Source organism: Azospirillum sp. TSH64 (genome assembly GCF_003116035.1).
In the GTDB taxonomy this organism is placed as follows: Bacteria; Pseudomonadota; Alphaproteobacteria; order Azospirillales; family Azospirillaceae; genus Azospirillum.
Map to the genome: position 1 here is coordinate 4,666,208 of NZ_LGQW01000015.1, position 16,286 is coordinate 4,682,493.

Genomic DNA, 16,286 nt, shown 5'->3' on the forward strand with positions numbered 1-16,286 from the left:
GGCGGGAGCGATGGCGACCATCCAATTCGACAATCTCGGCCACTCCTATCACCCGCACCCCAGCAAGCCCGAGGACTACGCGCTCCGCCGCCTGTCGCAGGAGTGGGAGGACGGCAAGGCCTATGCGCTGCTGGGGCCGTCCGGCTGCGGCAAGTCCACGCTGCTGAACATCATCTCCGGCCTGCTGGTGCCCAGCGAGGGGCGGGTGTTGTTCGACGGGCTGGACGTGACCCGCTGCACGCCTGAAGAGCGGAACATCGCCCAGGTGTTCCAGTTCCCGGTCATCTACGACACCATGACGGTGTACGAGAACCTCGCCTTCCCGCTGCGCAACCGCAAGGTTCCGGCGGCGGACGTCGACCGCCGCGTGCGGCAGGTGGCCGAGGCGCTGGATCTGACCGCCGATCTGAAGAAGCGCGCCCAGCGGCTGACGCCGGACGCCAAGCAGAAGATTTCCATGGGCCGCGGTCTGGTGCGGTCGGACGTGGCGGCCATCCTGTTCGACGAGCCGCTGACCGTCATCGACCCGCACACCAAATGGATCCTGCGCCGCAAGCTGCGCCAGATCCATGAGGAATACCGCCTGACCATGATCTATGTGACCCACGACCAGGTGGAGGCGCTGACCTTCGCCGACAAGGTCGCGGTGATGTACGAAGGCGCCATGGTCCAGCTCGGCACCCCGCAGGAGCTGTTCGAGAATCCCGAGCACACCTTCGTCGGCTATTTCATCGGCAGCCCCGGCATCAACCTGATGCCCTGCACGCTGGGCAGCGACCATGCGCTGGTCGACGGCATCGCCATTCCGCTGCCCGACCGCGCCATGTCGTCGGCCGGCGGCCGGGTGGGCGGCAAGTTCGAACTGGGCATCCGGCCGGAATTCCTGGAGCTGACCCGCAGCGGCAATGCCGGCGCCATCCCGGTGCAGGTCACCGGTGTGGACGATCTCGGCACCTCCAAGCTGGCGACGGTGCGGTTGAACAATCACACCTTGAAGGTTCGGCTGAGCGAGGAACAGGAGATCCCGGCGCTGGACGCCGCCATCCGTTTCCCCACCCGGTGGACCAAGCTCTACCGCGACAGCCATCTGATCGGTTGAGGAGGCTCGAAGCCATGGATAAGGTCCAGGACAACCGGGCTTGGTTCCTGATCATCCCGGTCTTTCTGATCGTCGCCTTCAGTGCGGTGATCCCGCTGATGACGGTGGTCAATTATTCGGTGCAGGAGATCTTCGGCCCAGGCCAGACGTTCTTCGTCGGCACCGAATGGTTCGAGGCGGTGCTGAAGGACGAGCGGCTGCACGACGCGCTGGTCCGCCAGATCATCTATTCGCTGGCGGTGCTGGCCATCGAGATCCCTTTGGGCATCCTGATCGCGCTCGGCATGCCCGGCGGTCGCAGCGCTAAGACGTCGCTGACGCTGGTGCTGCTGGCCCTGCCGCTGCTGATCCCGTTCAACGTGGTCGGCACCATCTGGCAGATCTTCGGCCGCGGCGACATCGGCCTCCTGGGCGCCACCTTCCGCGCCATCGGCATCGACTACAACTACACCAACAATTCGGCCCATGCCTGGGTGACGGTGCTGGTGATGGATGTCTGGCACTGGACCAGCCTGGTGGCCCTGCTGTGCTACGCCGGCCTGCAGTCGATACCGCCGGCCTTCTATCAGGCGGCCAAGATCGACGGCGCCTCGAAATGGGCGGTGTTCCGCTACATCCAGCTGCCGAAGATGCGCGGCGTCCTGATCATCGCGGTGCTGCTGCGCTTCATGGACAGCTTCATGATCTACACCGAGCCGTTCGTGCTGACCGGCGGCGGTCCCGGCAACTCCACCACCTTCCTCAGCCAGTATCTGACGCAGATGGCGGTGGGTCAGTTCGACATCGGCAAGGCTGCGGCCTTCTCCATCGTCTACTTCCTGATCGTGCTGCTGTTCAGCTTCATCTTCTACACCATCATCACCCGCACCGGCGAGGGAGAGAAGAAATGAGCAAGGCTGCGGTTCTCGCTCCCGGTTCGCTGGCGATGCCGGCCAACATCCGCCGGTCTTCCGCGCGGGTATCCAAAAGGACGATCATTCTCGTCTGCTATGTTGTCTTCCTCATGCTGCCCATCTACTGGATGGTCAACATGTCCTTCAAGACGAACGAGGAGATCCTGTCGGGCCTGACGCTGTACCCGCACAACCCGACGCTGCGCAACTACGCCATCATCTTCACCGATCCCAGCTGGTACAGCGGCTATATCAACTCGATCTATTATGTGACGCTGAACACCATCATCTCGCTGACGGTGGCGCTGCCGGCGGCCTACGCCTTCTCGCGTTACCGCTTCATCGGCGACAAGCACGTCTTCTTCTGGTTGCTGACCAACAAGATGGCGCCGCCGGCCGTGTTCCTGCTGCCCTTCTTCCAGCTCTACCAGACGGTCGGTCTGTTCGACACGCACATCGCCGTGGCGCTGGCCCACTGCCTGTTCAACGTACCGCTGGCGGTCTGGATCCTGGAAGGCTTCATGTCGGGTGTGCCGCGCGAGATCGACGAGATGGCCTACATCGACGGCTACAGCTTCCCGCGCTTCTTCGGCACGGTGTTCCTGCCGATGATCCGGGCCGGCGTCGGCGTCACCGCCTTCTTCTGCTTCATGTTCAGCTGGGTCGAGCTTCTGCTGGCCCGCACGCTGACCTCGGTCGATGCCAAGCCGATCGCCGCCACCATGACCCGCACCGTCAGCGCGTCGGGCATGGACTGGGGTCTGCTGGCCGCCGCCGGCGTGCTGACCATCCTGCCGGGCGCGCTCGTGATCTGGTTCGTCCGCAACTACATCGCCAAGGGCTTCGCCCTGGGCCGCGTCTGAGGGAGATCGCGTCATGGATATGGACTGGATGGCGTGGACCACGCCGACCGCGATCTTCTTCCTGTGCATCGCCCTGATGCTGGCCGGCATGACGGTCTGGGAGGTGGTGTCGCCGACGGTGGAGGCCAAGGGCTTCCTGCCGATGCGCACCACCCGAGGCGACCGCCTGTTCATCGGCCTGCTCGGCAGTGCCTTCATCCATCTGGGCTGGCTCGCCGCGACCGACGCGTCGCTGTGGGGCGCCTCTGCGGTCGCGCTGGTCTGGATCGCCCTGGTCATCCGCTTCGGCTGAGGGAAAACAGAGTTTCCAAGGGATTCGTCACTGCCGCCAAGACGGCATCTGACGAGGTGAGCGGCAGTTTCCGCCGGTAAGAGCAATACGAAACGTCAACCCGACATCAAGTCGATCAAGTGGGAGGAAGCATGCTTCAGCAACAGACTTCGCGTCGTTCTCTGCGGCGCCGCCTGACCGGGGCCGTGATGGCCGGTGGCATCGGCGTTCTGCTGGCGATGGCCTCGGCCGGCCCGTCCGCCGCCATGACGCCCGACCAGGAAGCCGTCGCCAAGCGCATCATCGAGGAACTCCAGCCCTCCACGCTGTCCAAGGACGAGCAGATGAAGGAGCTGGAGTGGTTCGTGAAGGCCGCCGAGCCCTACAAGGGGATGGAGATCAACGTCGTCTCCGAAACGCTGACGACGCACGAGTTCGAATCGAAGACGCTGGCCAAGCTGTTCAGCGAGCTGACCGGGATCAAGCTGAAGCACGACCTGATCCAGGAAGGCGACGTCATCGAGAAGCTGCAGACGCAGATGCAGTCGGGTCGCAACGTCTATGACGCCTACGTCAACGACAGCGACCTGATCGGCACCCATGTCCGCTACGGCCAGGCCATCGCGCTGTCCGACTTCATGGGCGGCGAAGGCAAGGACGTGACCCTGCCGACGCTGGACGTGAAGGACTTCATCGGCACCAGCTTCACCACCGGTCCGGACGGCAAGCTCTACCAGTTGCCCGACCAGCAGTTCGCCAACCTCTACTGGTTCCGCGCCGACTGGTTCGCCCGTCCCGACCTGAAGGAGAAGTTCAAGGCCAAGTACGGCTACGACCTGGGCGTCCCGCTCGACTGGTCGGCCTACGAGGACATCGCCGAGTTCTTCACCAACGACGTGAAGGAAATCGACGGCGTCCGCGTCTACGGCCACATGGATTACGGCAAGAAGGACCCGTCGCTCGGCTGGCGCTTCACCGACGCCTGGCTGTCGATGGCCGGCGCCGGCGACAAGGGCCTGCCGAACGGCAAGCCGGTGGACGAGTGGGGCATCCGCGTCGAGGGCTGCCGCCCGGCCGGCGCCTCGGTCGCCCGCGGCGGCGACACCAACGGCCCGGCCGCCGTCTATTCGCTGGTCAAGTACATCGACTGGCTGAAGAAGTACGCGCCGCCGGAAGCCGCCGGCATGACCTTCTCCGAAGCCGGCCCGGTTCCGGCCCAGGGCAACGTCGCCCAGCAGATCTTCTGGTACACCGCCTTCACCGCCGACATGACCAAGCCGGGCCTGCCGGTGGTCAACGCCGACGGCACGCCCAAGTGGCGCATGGCCCCCTCGCCGCACGGTCCGTACTGGGAGCAGGGCATGAAGCTCGGCTACCAGGACGTGGGCTCCTGGACGCTGCTGAAATCCACCCCGGCCGAGCGCCGCAAGGCGGCGTGGCTCTACGCCCAGTTCACCGTGTCGAAGACCGCGTCGCTGAAGAAGACGCTGGTCGGCCTGACGCCGATCCGCGAAAGCGACATCAAGTCCGACGCGATGACCCAGGTGGCCCCGAAGCTGGGCGGTCTGGTCGAGTTCTACCGCAGCCCGGCCCGCGTCGCCTGGACGCCGACCGGCACCAACGTGCCGGACTATCCGAAGCTGGCCCCGCTGTGGTGGCAGAACATCGCCGAGGCCGTGACGGGTGAGCGCACCCCGCAGCAGGCGATGGACAATCTGGCCGAGCAGATGGAGCAGGTGCTGGCGCGCATGGAGCGTGCCAACATCGGCGGCGAGTGCGCGCCGAAGCTGAACCCGAAGAAGGACGCCAAGGAGTGGTTCGCTGCCCCCGGCGCCCCGAAGGCCAAGCTCGACAACGAGAAGCCCAAGGGCCAGACCATCGCCTATGACGACCTGCTGAAGGCGTGGAAGGAAGGCCGCGCCCAGTAACGGGCTGGCGGAACGGTTCTCCTCCTGGCGCTTCGTCCTGGTTGGGCCAGGGGTAAACTGTGGGGCGGCGGCATGCTGCCGCCCCACTCTTATCTTCGATCACCTTGCTATTCCCTCTCCCCCCGCTCACGCGCAAACGAAGTTTGCGGGGGAGAGGGGGAGACGCGCGATAATTGAATAAGTGAGGGATACACAGCATGAGCAAGGCCGGCCACATCCTCGCCATCGACCAGGGCACCACCTCGTCGCGGGCGATCCTGTTCGACGGCCGGGGGACGCCGCTGGCCGAAGCACGGCGCGAATTTCCCCAGCATTATCCCGGCGACGGCTGGGTCGAGCATGATCCCGCCGACATCCTGCGCGACGTGCGCACCGTGGCGCGCGAAGCGGTGGAGAAGTCCGGGGTCGATGCGTCCGCCATCGCCGCCATCGGCATCACCAACCAGCGCGAAACCGCCGTGGTGTGGGACCGCGCGACCGGCGAGCCGATCCATCGCGCCATCGTCTGGCAGGACCGCCGCACCGCCGCGCTCTGCCACGATCTGGTGGCTGCCGGCCATGCCGAACTGGTGCGCTCCCGGACCGGCCTGCTGATCGACGCCTATTTCTCCGCCACCAAGATCGCCTGGATCCTCGACCATGTGCCGGGCGCCCGTGCTCGGGCTGAGCGGGGCGAGCTGTGCTTCGGCACCATCGACAGTTTCCTGATCTATCACCTGACCGGGCGGCAGGTGCATGCGACCGACGCGACCAACGCCTCGCGCACCATGCTGTTCGACATTCATGCCCAGGATTGGGACGACGAACTGCTGAGGCTGTTCCGCGTGCCGCGCGCCATGCTGCCGCGGGTGCTCGACAGCTCCGACGATTTCGGCGCCACCGAGCCGGACCTGCTCGGTCGGCCGATCCCCATCGCGGGCGTTGCCGGCGACCAGCAGGCGGCGGCCTTCGGGCAGGCCTGCCTGACGCCGGGCATGGCGAAATCGACCTACGGCACCGGCTGCTTCGCGCTGATCAACACCGGGGAGACGCCGGTGGTGTCGAAGAACCGGCTGCTGACCACCGTCGCCTACCGGCTGAACGGCAAGACATCGTATGCGCAGGAAGGCTCGATCTTTGTGGCCGGCGCCGCGATCAAGTGGCTGCGCGACGGCATCGGCATCATCACCCATGCCAGCCAGACCGACGACATGGCGACCCGCGTTCCCGACAGCCACGGTGTCTATTTCGTCCCGGCCTTCGTGGGTTTGGGCGCGCCGCACTGGGATTCGGATGCCCGCGCCGCGATCTTCGGCATGACGCTGGACGTCGGTCCGGCCCACATCGCCCGCGCAGCACTGGAGGCGGTGGCCTTCCAGACCCGCGACCTGATGGAGGCGATGGCCGGCGACTGGGGCGGCACCATCAACGCGCTGCGCATCGACGGCGGCATGGCGGCCAACGACTGGCTCTGCCAGTTCCTGGCCGACCTGCTGAACATGCCGGTCGAGCGCCCGAAGGTGATCGAGACCACGGCTCTCGGCGCCGCCTGCCTCGCCGCGCTGAAGGTCGGGGTGTTCGACGGGCTGGAGTCGGTGTCCGACGCCTGGCGCAGCGAGCGCCGGTTCGAGCCGCGCATGGAGCAGGGCAAGCGCGACCGCCTCTATGGCGGCTGGCGCGACGCCGTGGCGCGGGTGCGGTCGGAGCGTTGACGGCTTCGATGGCGGAATTTTGCAGAGAATCCGGCGCAGACGGGCAAGTGGCCCCGATCCGCTGCCGGTAATCTGACCTTGGTTGCGCGCTCCTCCCTCGGGTGCGTCGTCCTCGCCGGTTCAGCGGGGACACTGGGCCGGACGGTCGATACCGTCCGGCCCTTTTCTTTTCCGGTCACACCCCTTCGCGGTCGGCCAGCATGTGGCGGATTTCGCTCTTCAACAGCTTGCCGGTGGCGGTGTGGGGCAGGCTGTCGACGAAGCGGACATCGTCGGGGATGCACCATTTCGCGACCTTGCCGTCGAAGACCGCCAGCAGTTCCTCGCGGGTGACGGTGGAGTCCGGCTTGCGGACGACGACCAGCATCGGCCGCTCGCCCCACTTTTCGTCGGGCACGGCGACGGCGGCGGCTTCCTGGACGCCGGGGTGTCCGACGGCGATGTTCTCCAGGTCGATGGAGCTGATCCACTCGCCGCCCGACTTGATGACATCCTTGGTGCGGTCGACGATCTGGATATAGCCGTCGGCGTCCATCGTCACCACGTCGCCGGTCTCGAACCAGCCCGGCACCGTCTGGTGGGCCGGGCTTTCCGTCACGCCGAAATAGCCGGAGCAGACGGTCGGGCCGCGCACCAGCAGCCGGCCGAAGCTGGTGCCGTCGCGTGCCACGTCGTTGCCGGAGCCGTCGACGACGCGGAACTGCACGCCGCAGATCGGCCGCCCCTGCTTGGACGCCAGCGCCAGGGCGGCCTCGGCATCCTGTCCCCGATGCTTGCCCTTCGGCGTGTTGGCGAGGCCGAGCGGGCTGGTTTCCGTCATGCCCCAGGCATGCAGGACCTCCACCCCCATCTCCTGGAAGCGCTGGATCATCACCGGCGGGCAGGCGGAGCCGCCGATGGCGATGCGGCGCATGCTGGTCAGTTTCTTCTTGTTGGCGTCCAGCCAGTTCAGCAGCGCCAGCCAGACGGTCGGCACACCGGCGCTGTTGGTGACCTTCTCGGCCTCGAACAGCTCATAGAGGCTGGCGCCGTCCAGCTTGCCGCCGGGGAACACCAGCTTGGCGCCGACCATCGGTGCGGCATAGGGCACGCCCCAGGCGTTGACATGGAACATCGGCACCACCGGCAGCACAACATCCGATGCCGACAGGCCGAACACGTCGGGCATGCAGGCGGCCATGGCGTGCAGGTAGGAGGAGCGGTGGCTGTACAGCACGCCCTTCGGGTTGCCGGTGGTGCCGGAGGTGTAGCACATGCCGCAGGCGGTGTTCTCGTCCAGTTCCGGCCAGTCGAAGCCGTCCGGCTGCCCGGCCAGCAGTTCCTCGTAGCACAGCAGGTTGGGCAGGCTGGAGTCCGGCATGTTGGCGCGGTCGGTCATCACGACGATGCCCTTCAGCCCGGTCAGCTCGTGGGCGATGCCCTCCAGCAGCGGCACGAAGGTCAGGTCGGTGAACAGCAGCCGGTCTTCGGCGTGGTTGACGATGTAGGCGATCTGTTCCGGGAACAGGCGCGGGTTGATTGTGTGGCAGACCATGCCCGAGCCGCCGATGCCGTAATAGCATTCCAGATGGCGGTAGCCGTTCCAGGCCAGCGTGCCGATGCGGTCGCCCGGCTTCATCCCCAGCGCCGCCAGCGCGTTCGCCAGCTTCTGGGCGCGGACCCAGGCGTCGGCATAGGTGTAGCGGTGGATCGGTCCCTCGGTGGTGCGCGACACGATCTCGGTGTCGGCATGGTAGAGCGCTGCGTGACGCAGGATCGACGTCACCAGCAAGGGGCCATTCATCATCATTCCGCGCAGCATCGTTTCACTCCCGGTTCGGTCGCTTCTGGTTTTGGGCCGTCTGCATTTGGGTCGTCTGGTGGTGGGGTATCGTCATCCGTGCAGGTGGCGAGGCGCCGTTCGGCATCGGTTTCCATCGCCTTCAATTCACCGATCACCTCGCTGATTTCGGAGCGCATCCGCTCAAGCTCGACGAGGCGGGCGCGGATTTTGCGCAGCCCGTCGCGGTATTGCCTGGCGCTGGGCCGGCCGGAGCGGTAGTGGGCGAGATACTCGGCGATCTGCTCCAGCGAGAAGCCGACCCGGCGGAACTTCAGGATCATCATCAGCCGGGCACGGTCGCGGTAGGTGAACACCCGCCGCCCCCCGGCCCGTTGCGGCGCCAGCAATCCCTTTTCCTCGTAATAACGCAACGCCTGCGGCGTGAGGTCGAACTCCGCCGCCAGCTCCGTCACGCCATACACCCGGTCCCGTTCGGCCATGGACAATCCCCTGTACCGACGATTTCGCCACGGCTGCCGGAGGGAAGTCAACGTCAATGAGCTAAAGTAGGCTTTACCTTGTGCCAAGCCTCCTGTCGTTTGCCGCGACGTTCGGTCTGCGGACGGCGCGGTGCGACTGTGGCAGAGATTTCACATGACAAGCCGCGGCGGCCGGTGCTTCCTGCGCTCGGCTTTGGGGATGAGCGGCAGCGAGGTTGGGGGAGTGGGTGTGACGGGAAGGACCAGCCTTTTGCGCCGTCTGATCGGCGAGCCGTGGGACCTTGCCGCGGCGTTGGGACTGCTGGCCCTGCTGGTGCTGGTCGCCGTCACCTTCCGCCAGTACGGCATCTCCAATGACGAGGAGGTGCAGCATGTCTATGGCGCCAAGCTGATCGACTGGTACCGCAGCGGCTTCAGCGACGATTCCGCCTTCACCTACAAGAACCTCTATCTCTATGGCGGGCTGTTCGACATGGCGGCGGTGGCACTGGCGCCGCTGCTGCCCTTCGATCCGTACGAGACGCGGCATCTGTTGTGTGCCCTGATCGGGGTGGCGGGGGTTGCGGTGGTCTGGGCTGTGGGGCGCCGGCTGGCCGGACCGCGGGCGGGGCTGCTCGCCGGGGCGCTGCTGGCGCTGTGCGGTCCCTGGTATGGCGGGCTGTTCAACCACACCAAGGACGTGCCCTTCGCCGTGCTGATGATGGCGGCGGTGGCGCTGCTGGTGCGGCTGGCCGGGCAGATGCCGCGGCCGCGCCTGCCCACGGTGCTGGGATTCGGCGTCGTCGTCGGGCTGGCGCTGGGCATCCGGGTCGGGGCGCTGCTGCTGATCGGCTATGCGGCGGCGCTGCTGGCGGGGTGGCTGCTGATGGGCGGCATTTCCGTCGCCCGGCTGCGCGAGACCGGGCGGGGGGCGCTGCGCCTGCTGCCGGCGCTTCCGGTCGCCTATGGGCTGATGGCGGTCTTCTGGCCCTGGGCGGTGCTGGAGCCGCTGAATCCCTTGCGGGCGCTGGCCGATTTCTCGCACTTCCATTACCCGATCCGCACCCTGCTGGGCGGCACCGAATACTGGATGTACGAGGTGCCGCGCAGCTATCTGGTCTGGTATCTCGGGATCAAGCTGCCGCTCGTGATGCTGGGCGGTGCCGTGCTGGGACTGCTGGTCCTGCCGGCGGCGATGCGTCGGGAGCGGCTGGACGGCAGGGAGGGCATCGCCCGCGCGGTCGGCTGCGGGCTGGTGGCGCTGGCGGCGCTGTTTCCGGTGGTCTGGTTCACCGTCACCCATGCGCCCGGCTATACGGCGATCCGCCATTTCCTGTTCGTGCTGCCGCCGCTGGCCGTGCTGGGCGGAATCGGGCTCGACCGGCTGCTTGGCTGGGCCGGCGCCTGGAGGTTCGGCGTGTCCCAGCGCAGCGGGCGCGGGCTGTCGGCCGCCGTGCTGGCCGGGCTTGCGCTGGCGCTGGTCCTGGGGCGCGAGGCGGTAATCCTGGAGTCGCTGCACCCCAACGAATATGTCTATTTCAACGAACTGGTCGGCGGCGTCGCCGGCGCGGTGCGCAAGTACGATGTCGATTACTGGGCCAACAGCCTTCCCGAAGCGGTCGAGGATCTGTCGGAGGTCATCGCCGCGGAGGAGGCGCGCACCCACCGCCACCGCAGCTACAGCGTTGCCGTCTGCGCCGAGCCGCTGGCCTTCGAGAAGCTGGCGCCGGCCAATCTGCATTGGGTCACCGACTGGACCCGTGCCGATTTCTTCATCGCGCCGACGCAGGAGGATTGCGACATGCTGATGACCGGCCCGACGGTGGCGGAGGTCGAGCGTGACGGCGCCCTGCTGGCGGTGGTGAAGGATCTGCGCAAGCCGGAGGAACCGGCAACGACCGTCGAAATGGCCCGCCTGCGCACCGGCCGCCAGCAGCGCCACTGGTGGTGACGGTCGGCTATCCCCGCGGCAGGAAGCGCGTGCGGTCCAGGCCGTGTCGGGCCATCTTCTCGTTCAAGGTGCGGCGGGGGATGTCCAGCAGGTCGATCACCGCCTTGATGTCGCCCTTGCAGCGCTCCAACGCCTGTTCGATCGCCCGTTTTTCGAAGGCATCGACCTGATCGGCCAGGGCGCGCGGCGGTGTAGCCGCCTCTCCCCCGACGGGGCGGCGGCGCAGCAGGCCGGCGATGCCGCTACGCCCGACCGACAGGACATGGCGTTCGGCCAGATTGCGCAGCTCCCGCACATTGCCGGGCCAGTCGTGGGCGAGCAGGGCGTCGAAGTCGGCCGGCTCCAGCGGACGCGGTTCGCGGTTATGGCGGGCGGCGAACTCGGCGGTGAAATAGTCGAACAGCAGCGGAATATCCTCCGCCCGTGCCCGCAGCGGCGGGATGTGCAGTTCCGCCACGTTCAGCCGGTAATAGAGGTCGGCGCGGAAGCGTCCCTCCTCGCTGAGGTCGAGCAGGTCGATCTTGGTCGCCGCGACCAGCCGCAGATCGACCGCGACCTGCTTGTTGGAGCCCAGCCGTTCGATGGTGCGTTCCTGGAGCGCGCGCAGCAGCTTGACCTGGATGGCGAGCGGCATGCTCTCGATCTCGTCGAGGAACAGGGTGCCGCCGCTGGAATGCTCCAGCTTGCCGGCGCGGCGCTGGGTGGCGCCGGTGAAGGCGCCGGGCTCGTGCCCGAACAGCTCGCTCTCCGCCATGCTGTCGGGGATGGCGCCGCAATTGACGGCGACGAAGGCGCCCTTCTGAGCCCGCGAGCCGAAATCATGCAGGCAGCGGGCGACCAGTTCCTTTCCCGTGCCGGTCTCGCCATGGATCAGCACGCTGGCGCTGGTGGCGGCGAGGTCGATCAGGTCGCGCCGCAGTTCGGCGATGGCGGGGGAGGTGCCGATCAGCCGCGTCTCGATCCCGCCGCCCGCCGCGCGGCGGCGCAGGCCGCGATTCTCCAGCACCAGACGGCGCTTCTCTACCGCGCGGCGGAGGACGGCGACCAGATTGTCGGGCTCGAAGGGCTTCTCGATGAAATCGTAGGCGCCGCGCCGCATCGCCTCCACCGCCAGGGCCACGTCGCCATGGCCGGTCACCAGGATCACCGGCAGGTCGGCGTCGCGCTCCAGCGCCCGTTCCAGCACCGCCATGCCGTCCATCCGCGGCATCCGCACGTCGGTCACCAGCACGCCGGGAAAGTCGGGCGACAGCAGGTCCAGCGCCGGCTGCGGCGTCTCGAAACCCTGCGCCGCGAAGCCGGCCAGTTGCAGCCATTGCGTCACCGACACGCGCATCGCCAGCTCGTCGTCGATGAATAGGACGGGTGTGGCAAGCGGATCGGTCTTCATTCGGCCCTCACTGTGCCTCCGGCAACTGGACGACGAAGCAGGCGCCGCCCTCAGGGTTGTTCTCCGCCCGCAGTGTGCCGCCGAAGTCCCGCACGATGCCATAGGACAGCGACAGCCCGAGGCCAAGCCCCTGTCCGACCTCCTTGGTGGTGAAGAAGGGGTCGAACAACTGGAACTGGTGCGCCTCGGCGATGCCGGTGCCGGTGTCGCGGATGCGGATCTCCCAACCCTCGGCGGTGCGGACGGCGGTCAGGGTCAGGCGGCGCTCATCGCTCCCGTCCATGGCGTCGGCGGCATTGCGCAGCAGGTTGACGAAGACCTGCTCCAGCCGCACCGCATCGCCGCGCACGCGGGCGTCGGGCGGGATCGACCGGTCAACCTGCACCTCCTCCTCGCGCAGGCGGGAGGTCAGCAGGGCCAGCGCGCGGTCCATGGCGCGGGCGACCGGAACGGCCTCCACCCGTGCCGGCCCCTTGCGGGCGAATTCCTTCAAATGGCCGGACAGCAGCGCCATCCGCTCCGCCAGATCGCCGATCATGGCGAGGTTGTCGCGGACCATCGCCGTTTCCCCCCGTTCCGCCAGCAGCCGGGTGGAGGCGACGAAGGTGCGGATGGCGGCCAGCGGCTGGTTGATCTCATGGGCCAGCGCCGCCGACATCTGGCCAAGGGCCGCCAGCTTGCCGGCCTGCACCAGCTCCTCCTGCGCGTCGCGCAGGATGCGGTTGGCGGTCACCAGCTCGGCCGTGCGCTCCTCCACCCGGCGCTCCAGCGTCACCCGCGCCTCACGCTGGAGCCGCAGGGTCTGGCGCCGCTGCCAGCCCAGCGCCGCTGCCGCGGCCAACAGCAGGATGCCCATGGCGGTCAGTGTGGCGGCCCCGGCCGCTTGCGCCTTCACCGGCTCCAGGTCGGACAGGAAGCGGATGGTCCAGCCGAACTCCGGCAGGGCAAGCTCCTGCATCAGAAAGGCGCGGCGGGTTGCACCCGGATCGGAGGTTCCCGGAACCGAGACCGGCAGGCTGACCAGCCGGGCACCGTTTTCCATCAGCGGGCCGTCACGCAGGCCGAGCGGGGGCAGGTCGCTGCGGTCATACTGGCGGGTCTGGGCCAGACTGTCCGTCACCGCATCGGGCAGCGGACGCAGGGCGCGGTATTTCCATTCGGCATGGTTGGACAGGAAGACGATGCCGTTCTCGTCGGTCACCAGCACCCGCTCGCCGCCGGCGGCCCAGTCGCGCTGGACCGTTTCCAGATCGATCTTGACCACGGCGACGCCGGTCAGCGCCTCGCCCTGACGCACCGCGTGCGACAGGAAATAGCCGGGCAAGCCGGTGGTGACGCCGATGCCGAAATAGCGGCCGCTGCCGGTCTCCACCGCCTGACGGAAATAGGGGCGGAAGTCGTAAGTGTGCCCGACGAAGCTCTGCGCCGGATCGGCCCAGTTGCTGGACGCCAGCGCCAGGCCGGAGCGGTCCACCACATAGAGCGCCGCCGACCCCGCCGCCGTGTTCGCCATCTCCAGCCGGCGGTTCACGGCGTCGCGCCGCTGATCGGAAGGAGCGTCGAGCAGGTCGAGCACCTCATGATCGCGGGCGAGCAGGAAGGGCAGATAGTCGTAACGGCCGACCGCGCTGCGGATGCTGCTGGCATAGAGGCCGAGACGCTGGTCGCCGTCGAGGGTCAGCGCCGCCCGCGCCTCCGCCTCCGCCCAACGATAGGCGCCCCAGCAGGCCAGTGCCGTCACCGCGGCCAGCGCCGCGACGAGGAGCGCCAGCCTGCGGCGGCGCAGCGGACGGGGGAGGACGGAGTCGGCCATGCCTGTCTATGGAGCCGCCGGGGCGACGCTGTCCAGCGCCTTTTCCGATGGAGCGGCGGAGCGGTGAGATGGCGTCGGATTTTGAATGAACGTTCAATCAAGAAAGCCGGCACAGGAAATGTTGAAGAACCATTTCTATGCCTATGTCAAATGAATGCCTGTCCGATGCGTGACATTGACCGGGTTTTGTTGTTTGCGTCACTTTCATGATGCACGAAAGCAGGCTATGGTGCGCCGCCGACGGCTTGGGCTTGACCTTGCGGCACCTGCCGGCAACGGGATCGAAACGGGGGGACAGGATCATGGACGCCGAATCCATTCGCGCCGCTTATCGCCGCTACGCCGGCTTCTACGACCGCGTGTTCGGGGTGCTTCTGGCATCGGGCCGGCATGCGGCGGTGGAGTGGCTGAACCGTCGCGGCGGCCTGCGCATCCTGGAGGTCGGCGTCGGCACCGGCCTGTCGCTGTCCGATTACCGCAAGGACAACCGCGTCGTCGGCATCGACCTGTCCACCGACATGCTGAAGGTGGCGCAGGACCGGGTGGCGCGCGAGAAGCTCGACCATGTCGAGGGGCTGCTGGAGATGGATGCCGGCAAGCTGGCCTTCGCCGACGGCAGTTTCGACGTGGTGGTCGCCATGTATGTGATGACCGTCGTCCCCGACCCCCAGGGCACGATGGCGGAGCTGGAGCGCGTCTGCAAACCCGGCGGCGACATCGTGATCGTCAACCACTTCGCTGCGCCCGAAGCCGGTGTCCGCCGCGCGGTGGAGGGGTGGCTGTCGCCCCTGTCGAAGAAGCTGGGCTGGCGGCCGGATTTCACGCTCGATGCGATGATGACCGGGTCGCGGCTGGCGGTGGAGAGCATCCGCACCCTGCCGCCCTTCGGGCTGTTCAGCCTGCTGCACTGCCGGCGTGGCTAGTGTGTGACGGCCGCGATGGTCAGGCTGGGACGCGCTCGGCACGGTCGTTCCGACGCAGGGCGCGGCTCCGCCGGCCGGCCATGATCGCCGGCCGTTCGATCGCCAGATGGACGAGGCTGGCGATGGCCACGACGAGGATTCCTGCCCCCGCCAGCGCCAGCGTGTAGAGCCCTGCATCCTCCCCGACAAGGGCACGGACGGGCGCGTTGGCGGTGATCGCTGTCCAGATCACGATTCCGTGCAGCAGATAGACGCCATAGCTGATGTCTCCCAGCCAGAGAACCGGCTGACAGGTCAGGGCTCCGCGGAAACTCTGACCGGCGGCGACGGCGATGAAGAACAGGCCGAGTCCCAGCACGGGGAGCGGCGCATAGGCGGTGTCGAAGCCTGCCACAGCCGCCGACAGGCCGGCGAGCGCCACCGCTAGACCGCGGTCCGACCGCGCGAACCGGACGAGGCCGGGCCGGCGGATCGCATAGGCGGCGGCGATGCCGCCCAGGAAGCACTCCAGCACCGCAAGGCTGAAATTGCGGAAATAGAGCAGAAGGATCAGCGTCGCCGCGACCGAGACGAGGGCCGGCCGCAGCCGGCGGGCCGGCGTGACCAGGAAGGCGACTGCGGGCAGTGCCGCGTAGAACAGCAGCTCGTAGGGTAGGGACCAGGTGGCATAGGCGACGATCTGCCCGGTATTCTCCAGGCCGTTGATCGGCGGCGCCTTGAAGGTCGCCCAGCCAACCAGCCGGCGCAGCAGGTCGAGCGGACCGGTTTTGAGTTCGAAGCCCGTCGAGGCCAGCGCCAGCACCGCGACCAGCAGGACGGCGACCGCATAGACCGGATAGACGCGGTAAATGCGGGACGATACGAAGCCGGGCCAATCCATGCCCGGCCCTGTCTTCAGCAGCTTGTCCCAGAACAGGAAGGCCGTGACCATGAAGAACAGTGCCACGCTGGCCTGTCCCATCTGGATGTAGAGCCTAGAAGGCGGCAGCGCCCAAAGGCCGGTGTGGAGATACTGCCAGGTGATGACGCCGTGATGGATGAACACGGCATAGGCCAGCAGCCCGCGCATCCCGTCGATGGCGGCATAGCGGCCACCATATTGGCCTTCGGTGCAGACTTGCGGACGAAGCGGACGGGGAACGAGGCGCAGAACAGCCCAGGACGCGCAGATCGCCACCGCGAAGAGGAAAACCGCCAGGACTGGGGAGAAGGCCATTGCGTCG

13 protein-coding genes are annotated in these 16,286 nt (G+C 67.3%); 8 read left to right on the forward strand and 5 right to left on the reverse strand.

The window, feature by feature from the left end; translation table 11 throughout:
- The first annotated feature begins 10 nt into the window (after positions 1-10).
- From TSH64_RS22485 to glpK, 6 genes are all read left to right on the forward strand, one after another.
- Entirely contained in the window at positions 11-1,099 is a 1,089-nt protein-coding gene (locus TSH64_RS22485) for an ABC transporter ATP-binding protein (RefSeq protein ID WP_109448384.1), read from the forward strand.
- Between the two features lie 14 nt (positions 1,100-1,113).
- On the forward strand, positions 1,114-1,989 hold the full coding sequence (locus tag TSH64_RS22490; protein ID WP_109448386.1) for a sugar ABC transporter permease: 876 nt from the start codon (positions 1,114-1,116) through the stop codon (positions 1,987-1,989).
- Between the two features lie 35 nt (positions 1,990-2,024).
- Positions 2,025-2,855, forward strand: coding sequence for a carbohydrate ABC transporter permease (locus TSH64_RS22495; protein ID WP_109452950.1), 831 nt, complete (start codon positions 2,025-2,027; stop codon positions 2,853-2,855).
- A 13-nt stretch (positions 2,856-2,868) separates the two neighbouring features.
- Positions 2,869-3,147 (forward strand): DUF2160 domain-containing protein, encoded by a 279-nt coding sequence (locus TSH64_RS22500; protein WP_244592272.1) that lies wholly within the window; start codon positions 2,869-2,871, stop codon positions 3,145-3,147.
- Between the two features lie 131 nt (positions 3,148-3,278).
- Positions 3,279-5,054 carry an ABC transporter substrate-binding protein gene (locus tag TSH64_RS22505; RefSeq protein ID WP_109448388.1) on the forward strand — a complete coding sequence of 592 codons (1,776 nt, stop codon included), beginning with the start codon at positions 3,279-3,281 and terminating at the stop codon, positions 5,052-5,054.
- A 197-nt stretch (positions 5,055-5,251) separates the two neighbouring features.
- A complete protein-coding gene (gene glpK, locus TSH64_RS22510; protein WP_109448390.1) occupies positions 5,252-6,745 on the forward strand; it encodes a glycerol kinase GlpK in 1,494 nt (497 codons plus the stop codon).
- A 175-nt stretch (positions 6,746-6,920) separates the two neighbouring features.
- Here the strand turns inward: glpK and TSH64_RS22515 are convergent, their stop codons facing one another.
- Entirely contained in the window at positions 6,921-8,546 is a 1,626-nt protein-coding gene (locus TSH64_RS22515; protein WP_109448392.1) for a 3-(methylthio)propionyl-CoA ligase, read from the reverse strand.
- Entirely contained in the window at positions 8,531-9,007 is a 477-nt protein-coding gene (locus TSH64_RS22520) for a MerR family DNA-binding transcriptional regulator (protein ID WP_109448394.1), read from the reverse strand. The genes TSH64_RS22515 and TSH64_RS22520 overlap by 16 nt, the downstream gene beginning before the upstream one ends.
- Before the next feature lie 250 nt (positions 9,008-9,257).
- Here TSH64_RS22520 and TSH64_RS22525 point away from each other — a divergent pair, with 250 nt between their 5' ends.
- Positions 9,258-10,937 carry a glycosyltransferase family 39 protein gene (locus tag TSH64_RS22525; RefSeq protein WP_199237641.1) on the forward strand — a complete coding sequence of 560 codons (1,680 nt, stop codon included), beginning with the start codon at positions 9,258-9,260 and terminating at the stop codon, positions 10,935-10,937.
- 7 nt (positions 10,938-10,944) lie between these two features.
- On the opposite strand, the gene TSH64_RS22530 is transcribed toward TSH64_RS22525, so the two are convergent.
- Together TSH64_RS22530 and TSH64_RS22535 are read right to left on the reverse strand one after the other, a co-directional pair.
- Positions 10,945-12,327: a sigma-54 dependent transcriptional regulator gene (locus tag TSH64_RS22530; protein ID WP_109448398.1), complete on the reverse strand. Its 1,383-nt coding sequence runs from the start codon at positions 12,325-12,327 to the stop codon at positions 10,945-10,947.
- A 7-nt stretch (positions 12,328-12,334) separates the two neighbouring features.
- On the reverse strand, positions 12,335-14,140 hold the full coding sequence (locus TSH64_RS22535) for an ATP-binding protein (RefSeq protein ID WP_109448401.1): 1,806 nt from the start codon (positions 14,138-14,140) through the stop codon (positions 12,335-12,337).
- A gap of 302 nt (positions 14,141-14,442) precedes the next feature.
- Here TSH64_RS22535 and TSH64_RS22540 point away from each other — a divergent pair, with 302 nt between their 5' ends.
- Positions 14,443-15,063 carry a methyltransferase domain-containing protein gene (locus tag TSH64_RS22540; RefSeq protein ID WP_109448403.1) on the forward strand — a complete coding sequence of 207 codons (621 nt, stop codon included), beginning with the start codon at positions 14,443-14,445 and terminating at the stop codon, positions 15,061-15,063.
- A 19-nt stretch (positions 15,064-15,082) separates the two neighbouring features.
- Here the strand turns inward: TSH64_RS22540 and TSH64_RS22545 are convergent, their stop codons facing one another.
- The gene (locus TSH64_RS22545; protein WP_109448405.1) at positions 15,083-16,279 is read right to left on the reverse strand and encodes an acyltransferase; all 1,197 of its coding nucleotides are present in this window, start codon (positions 16,277-16,279) and stop codon (positions 15,083-15,085) included.
- Between the last annotated feature and the right edge of the window lie 7 nt (positions 16,280-16,286).

What these genes read in the sequence shown, in the direction of transcription:
- TSH64_RS22485 (WP_109448384.1), top strand. Translation starts at nt 11, where the DNA reads ATGGCGACCATCCAATTCGACAATCTCGGCCACTCCTATCACCCGCAC.
- TSH64_RS22490 (WP_109448386.1), top strand. Translation starts at nt 1,114, where the DNA reads ATGGATAAGGTCCAGGACAACCGGGCTTGGTTCCTGATCATCCCGGTC.
- TSH64_RS22495 (WP_109452950.1), top strand. Translation starts at nt 2,025, where the DNA reads ATGCCGGCCAACATCCGCCGGTCTTCCGCGCGGGTATCCAAAAGGACG.
- TSH64_RS22500 (WP_244592272.1), top strand. Translation starts at nt 2,869, where the DNA reads ATGGATATGGACTGGATGGCGTGGACCACGCCGACCGCGATCTTCTTC.
- TSH64_RS22505 (WP_109448388.1), top strand. Translation starts at nt 3,279, where the DNA reads ATGCTTCAGCAACAGACTTCGCGTCGTTCTCTGCGGCGCCGCCTGACC.
- glpK (WP_109448390.1), top strand. Translation starts at nt 5,252, where the DNA reads ATGAGCAAGGCCGGCCACATCCTCGCCATCGACCAGGGCACCACCTCG.
- TSH64_RS22515 (WP_109448392.1), bottom strand. Translation starts at nt 8,546, where the DNA reads ATGCTGCGCGGAATGATGATGAATGGCCCCTTGCTGGTGACGTCGATC.
- TSH64_RS22520 (WP_109448394.1), bottom strand. Translation starts at nt 9,007, where the DNA reads ATGGCCGAACGGGACCGGGTGTATGGCGTGACGGAGCTGGCGGCGGAG.
- TSH64_RS22530 (WP_109448398.1), bottom strand. Translation starts at nt 12,327, where the DNA reads ATGAAGACCGATCCGCTTGCCACACCCGTCCTATTCATCGACGACGAG.
- TSH64_RS22535 (WP_109448401.1), bottom strand. Translation starts at nt 14,140, where the DNA reads ATGGCCGACTCCGTCCTCCCCCGTCCGCTGCGCCGCCGCAGGCTGGCG.
- TSH64_RS22540 (WP_109448403.1), top strand. Translation starts at nt 14,443, where the DNA reads ATGGACGCCGAATCCATTCGCGCCGCTTATCGCCGCTACGCCGGCTTC.
- TSH64_RS22545 (WP_109448405.1), bottom strand. Translation starts at nt 16,279, where the DNA reads ATGGCCTTCTCCCCAGTCCTGGCGGTTTTCCTCTTCGCGGTGGCGATC.